Source organism: Puia sp. (genome assembly GCF_036500295.1).
Lineage (GTDB): Bacteria > Bacteroidota > Bacteroidia > Chitinophagales > Chitinophagaceae > Puia.
The window spans coordinates 1-5,620 of sequence record NZ_DASYCH010000025.1; the positions used below are offsets into that span (position 1 = coordinate 1).

The following is a 5,620-nucleotide window of genomic DNA, read 5'->3' on the forward strand; positions in this document are numbered from 1 at the left end:
ACCCGGTTTTGGATGCTGCGCAGAGTTACCCGAAGTGAAAATGACCGATCCCCTCGTTTCTTTCAGATGCGGCCAGGCCTTGATCGTCAGCCGGCGTGCGCCGTGGAGCTTCATTTCCGCACCATCGTTCCATTGTTCATCGGTCATTTCAAGGAGATGGATTTGTGGAACCGCGCCGGCGATGTTGACCACGGCGTCGATACGCCCGAACCGGCGGAGCGTTTCGGCGATGACCTGATCGGCGGCGGAAGCCTGACGAAGGTCGGCGGCGACAACCAGCGGGGTAGCGCCTGCTTCGGTGACGCTCCTGGCGGTTGTTTCGAGTTCGGTTTGACGACGGGCAACGAGAACGAGCCCGGAAAAATCCCTGGCGAGGCGGATGGCGGTTGCGGCGCCGATCCCAGCGCTCGCGCCGGTTACGATTGCGATTCGGTTGTTCATAAATGTTATAATTGTCTATTGTAGGTGTGGGCGATATCTATTTTGGCAGCGTTTCGAGAAAGCGGCCGATCTCCGCGCCAATCTCATTCACATGGGTCTCGAGGGCGAAATGCCCGGTATCATAGAATTTGACGGTGGCTTTTGGCAGGTCTTTTTTAAACGCCTTCGCGCCGGCGGGCAGGAAGAACGGGTCCTTGTCACCCCAAACGGCGAGGAGCGGCGGCTGGTGCTCCCGGAAGTATTCATGAAACGTCGGGTACAGGGCGACGTTGGTAGCGTAGTCTTTGAAGAGGTCGAGCTGGAGTTCTCCATTGTCCTTACGATCGAGCAGAAACTGATCCAGGGAATAGGATTCCGGCGCGACGAGGGTCTTATCCGTGACGCCCGTGAAATACTGCCAGTGGGTGGTTTCGGCGGTGGAAAGGCTCCGCAGGTTGTTGCGGTTGGCCTCCGTGGGCTCTTCCCAATATTTTTTTATCGGATTCCAGCCGTCGCTCAACCCTTCTTCATAGGCGTTGCCATTTTGTGAGATGATGCCGGTGATCTTTTCGGGATTGGCTACGGCCAGGCGGTAGCCGACGGGGGCGCCATAGTCGAAGACCTGGAGGGCGAATCGTCTTATCTTCAGCTGATCGATCAGCCCCTGAACATATTTGGTCAGGTTGTCGAAGGTGTAGTTGAATTCTTTGTAGTGGGGCGCATCGGAAAAGCCAAAGCCGATCAGGTCGGGTGCGATGACGTGATAATCGTTGTTGAGCATCGGGATCAGCTGCCGGTACATATGCGAGGAGGTAGGGTAGCCGTGGAGCAGGAGAAGGGTCGGCGCGTTTTTGGGGCCTGACTCGCGGTAGAAGACATTCAGGCCATAGACTTTTGTCTTTTGGTATTTGATGACATTCGGATTCATATGATTGCGTTTATGAATCCGCGGGAACAAGATGCGTGCCTGAGGGATAAGCGATTGAGGATCAACAGGGCGCGAACTGTAAGACGTCGCTAATGCGCGAGATTTAACGGATTAGCGAGCGTCGCGGCATGGGCGATTGCGGCGCCACCACTAATAAATATTTCTAAACTTTCGGATGCCGAGTTTTTTGATGCGCGAATTAAGCGTCGACGCCGGCATCTTCAGCAGTTCGGCCGCACCACCCTTGCCGGCGATCTTCCCATCGCACTGCCGCAACACTTCGATGATATGATTTTTTTCGAGGTCTTCCATGGAGGAGAGGGTCGCCGCCGGCTGTTCCGTCCTGGCCGGTGATGGCGAGAACGCGATCTCGCGAATGGTATCGCCCTGCGCCAGGAGAACGGCCCGTTCGATCGTGTGTTCCAACTGCCGGATATTTCCGGGCCAGGAAGATCGCTGGAGTTCGGCGAGCACGGCCGGCGCGAGGGCCGGCACGGGTTTGCCCAGCTTCTGACTATACTGTTCGGTAAAATGCCGGGCGAGGGCCGGGATATCTTCCGGGCGATCGCGCAGGGGCGGCAACGTCAGCGGAAAGACATTGAGCCGGTAATAAAGATCCATGCGAAAACGGCCGGCGGCCACGTCGGCTTCGAGATCGCGGTTGGTGGCCGCGATGACCCGGCAGTTCACTTTTATCACCTCTTCCCCGCCCAGCGGTTCGATCTCTTTTTCCTGCAACACACGAAGCAGTTTGACCTGCATGTCGAGGCCGATCTCCCCGATCTCATCGAGAAAGATGGTCCCCTGGTCGGCCTGTTCGAACTTGCCGCGTTTCCGCTGTACTGCACCGGTGAAGGCACCCTGCTCGTGACCAAAGAGGATGGACTCGATCAGCGTAGCCGGCATGGCGGCGCAGTTGACCTTGACAAGCGGGCCATCGCTTCGTTGAGAATGTCGATGGATCATTTTGGCGATCATCTCCTTGCCCGTGCCCGTCTCGCCCAGGATCAGCACGGAGGTATCCGTGGGGGCGACGACCCGCACATCCTGCACGAGGGCCTTCAAGGGCCGGCTTTCGCCGATGACATCGACGTCCAGCGAGTCATTTTCCGCGGCCGGCGCGCCCGTTTTTGTCTGCGCCTTTGCCTTCGAGACCTTGAGTTTTGAGCGATGCTCATGCTGGTACAGCGCGATCTCGAGGGTGACGAGCACATCCTTTTCGCGGAAGGGTTTCACGAGGAAGCCATAGGGCTCGGTTGACTTTGCCATCTCGAGGGTATCGCGGGTGGAATTGGCAGAGAGGTAGACGAAGGCGATGCCTCGTTCCTTCAGAATATTTCCAAGATGGATGCCCGTCAGCGAGCCCTTGAGAAAAATATCCAGCAGGATCAGCGAAGGTTTTTCGGCCTCGATCATCTCCAGGGCAATGTTGACGGAACGGGCGATACCCGCCACCTGATACCCGGCCTGCTCAAGGATGGTTTGAATATGGTTGGCTTCCACAAACTCGTCTTCGACAATAAGGATCTTCTGTCTCATATTCGTTGGGTTGTTTCGTCCGACGCGATGATCTTCATCGCGTTTTCAAAGCTGACATTGGCGACGAAGCGAATATACACCGTTGTTCCGTTTTGCGATTCGAGAGAAAAGGACCCGCCAAGGTCAGCCGTCAGCCCCTTCATGAGTTTTATTCCCAGGGTTCGCTGTTTGCCGGGTTCCGCATCCGGCGGCAGGCCAATGCCGTTATCGGCAATTTTGAGGTTGACGATCTTCCGATCTCCGGTCGACATCTCGATAACGATCGTATTGCCCTTGCTTTTTACAGGGAAGGCATGTTTGATGGCGTTGGTGAGGGCTTCATTGAGGATCAGGCCGACACTCACCGCCTGGGAGATGTCCAGCTCGAGATGGGCGATATCGAGATGGAAGGCGATCTGGTTTTTGATGCCATAGATATCGCGGAGATAGTTCACGAGTTCGGGCAGATAGGTGGACATCTCGATAAAGGCGGCGTTCTCATCCTGGTACAGCTTCTGGTGGATGAGCGATATGGCGAAGACCCGGTTCTGGCCGTCCTTGATCGCCGCAAGCGCGTCGGCGCTGAGATAGGCGGACTGGGAATCGAGGAGACTTACGACGGTTTGCAGATTGTTCTTTACCCGGTGGTGAATCTCTTTCAACAGCCATTCCTTTTCCCGCACGAGCTGACTCAGCACTTCGTTCTTCTGCTGGATCGCCAGGTTGCTCTTTTGCTTTACGCGGTATTGATTATATAAAAGGCCGATGATGATCAACGCCACCAGGAGTCCGGCAATGATGAGATTACGGACCAGCGCGGCCCGGCCCAGGTCGGCCTTGTCCAGCTGTTGCTGCTTGCTGAGCAGCGCGATGTTCTGGTCCTTCTTCTCGGTTTCGTAGCGCACTTGCAGCTCCGCCAGTTGCCGGGCCTTATTGTCCGTGAAGATCGAGTCGGCATATTTCTCATACAACAGCCGCTGGGTCATCGCCGAGGATAGATTACCGGCCGCCGAATCGACCCGGTAGAGCAGGAGGTGGGCGTCCCGCAGGACATCGACCGGCACAGGCATAACGTTCTCGGGTTTCAACGCCCTATCGAGGAAGGGCCGGGCCCTGGAAAATCTTTTTGTGTCGATATAAAACCGGCCCATCGTATAGTTGGCTTCCGGTCGCGCAATGTCGGGGATCTCGTCGATATCCCTCGTCTCTTCGACGATGGCGAGGTCGTTGAACCGGACCATCTCCAGATATTGTTTTTCTGCCTGATCTTTTTCATCCCCCGCTTCATACATTGCTCCCCACGCGGCGGCCATCATTTCCTTGTCCCGGCTTCGGATGGCGGGGTTGTCCCGTTGAAAGGCGACGAGAAACTGCCGGGCCTCGGATGGCTGGTTTTTAAGGAGCAGTCCTTTTACGATACGCAGGGCCGTCCCAAAGACGGAGAGGTCCTTTTTTCCCTGCATTTCCTGCAGAGACAGGCGGTAACAGTGTAGACTGCGATCGATATCGTGCTCGGCCCAGTAGACATTTCCGAGGTGTTTGTCGATCAGTCCGGCGAGATAGTCTTCCTGGAGGGAGTCCATGTTTTTCTTTGCCATAAACAGGAGTTGGAGGGCACGTGCATGATTTCCCAGGTAGAGCTCCTTGATGGCCAGCTCGCCATAATGGGTATACATCTTTTTCTTTCCAAGGGCGAGCATCCCTTCATTGACCCGCGATTGTTCATCCACGGCCAGTTTGAACAACCCCATCCACCAATGATGGTTGGCAAGCGCTTCCAGATCGTACAGCGCGTCCTCATGTTTGCCGGCCTGTTCGTGGAGCCGGAGGGCCGTGGAATCGGCGTGGACCGCCAGCGGCATCGTTTCGAAGGTGGGCGGCAGGTTGTCGGCCAGCAGTTCCCATCCCTTGGCTTCTTTTATTTTGTCGCCGCCGGCCTGGTTTTCCCGCAGGTTGATGTTGAAGCAATCGATCCCTTTTTGCAGTTCGCCGCGCTGGAAATAATATTTCCCCAGGACGACCCGGGCATTCTGGATCGCCCACGTGGTGCCGACGGCTTCGCTAAGCCGGCCCACCAGCTGAATATAGGGCCAGGCGGAGTCGAGGTTCGCGGGGAGGTTACCCGGTCGGAAGGCGTAATGCTCGGCCAGTTCCTGCGCCATCTTGACCTTCCATTCACCCGTCGCTTCCTCCATGACGGCTTTTGCCGCGGGCATGTCCCCGTTTATAGCGTGTGCCTTGCAGGCAAAAAAGGCGGCCTGACTGGCGGCTTCGGTCATCGCGAGCTGCCGGCTTAGTTGCAGGGCCTGGGCCGAGAAGAAAAGAGAGCTGTCGGGCATATTCCCCTTCAGATAGGCGTTGCTGAGATTGAGCAGGAGAAAGACCTTGTTGCTGTCGGGGCGGGCGGAGGGTAATTGTAGAGCGAGTTCGCTGCGCTTTTTATAAGCGTAAATCTGTGCGTCCGAAGATGCCGGGTGGGCACATAGGAGAATCGCTATTATCCAGAAATATTTCATTGGTGGTGGCTAGCGATGGAGTGCGGCGTTGCCTTCGGAGCAAAGCTAGTGAAATATTTGCGGCGGGCGAGGGGGTATCTTTTACTCCGCCCGCAGACTGGTCACCGGATTGGTCAATGCCGCCTTCACGGTTTGATAACTCACCGTCGCAAAACTGATCAGCACCGCCCCGGCGCCCGCAACCGCGAAGACCCACCACGAAAGGCCGGTACGATAAGGAAACTGCTGCAGCCATCGA

At 56.5% G+C, this 5,620-nt stretch carries 4 protein-coding genes; all 4 read right to left on the minus strand.

The window, feature by feature from the left end:
- On the minus strand, window positions 1–441 hold a 441-nt coding region (locus VGM48_RS05970), incomplete at its 3' end, for an SDR family NAD(P)-dependent oxidoreductase (protein WP_331577036.1).
- 37 nt (window positions 442–478) lie between these two features.
- Complete coding sequence (locus tag VGM48_RS05975; RefSeq protein ID WP_331577038.1) at window positions 479–1,348, minus strand: alpha/beta hydrolase; 870 nt, start codon at window positions 1,346–1,348, stop codon at window positions 479–481.
- A gap of 150 nt (window positions 1,349–1,498) precedes the next feature.
- Window positions 1,499–2,887: a sigma-54 dependent transcriptional regulator gene (locus tag VGM48_RS05980; protein WP_331577040.1), complete on the minus strand. Its 1,389-nt coding sequence runs from the start codon at window positions 2,885–2,887 to the stop codon at window positions 1,499–1,501.
- A complete protein-coding gene (locus tag VGM48_RS05985; RefSeq protein WP_331577042.1) occupies window positions 2,884–5,382 on the minus strand; it encodes a sensor histidine kinase in 2,499 nt (832 codons plus the stop codon). The genes VGM48_RS05980 and VGM48_RS05985 overlap by 4 nt, the downstream gene beginning before the upstream one ends.
- Between the last annotated feature and the right edge of the window lie 238 nt (window positions 5,383–5,620).

Excerpts from the sequence above, each read along its gene's own strand:
- VGM48_RS05975 (WP_331577038.1), bottom strand. The coding sequence starts at position 1,348 with ATGAATCCGAATGTCATCAAATACCAAAAGACAAAAGTCTATGGCCTG.
- VGM48_RS05980 (WP_331577040.1), bottom strand. The coding sequence starts at position 2,887 with ATGAGACAGAAGATCCTTATTGTCGAAGACGAGTTTGTGGAAGCCAAC.
- VGM48_RS05985 (WP_331577042.1), bottom strand. The coding sequence starts at position 5,382 with ATGAAATATTTCTGGATAATAGCGATTCTCCTATGTGCCCACCCGGCA.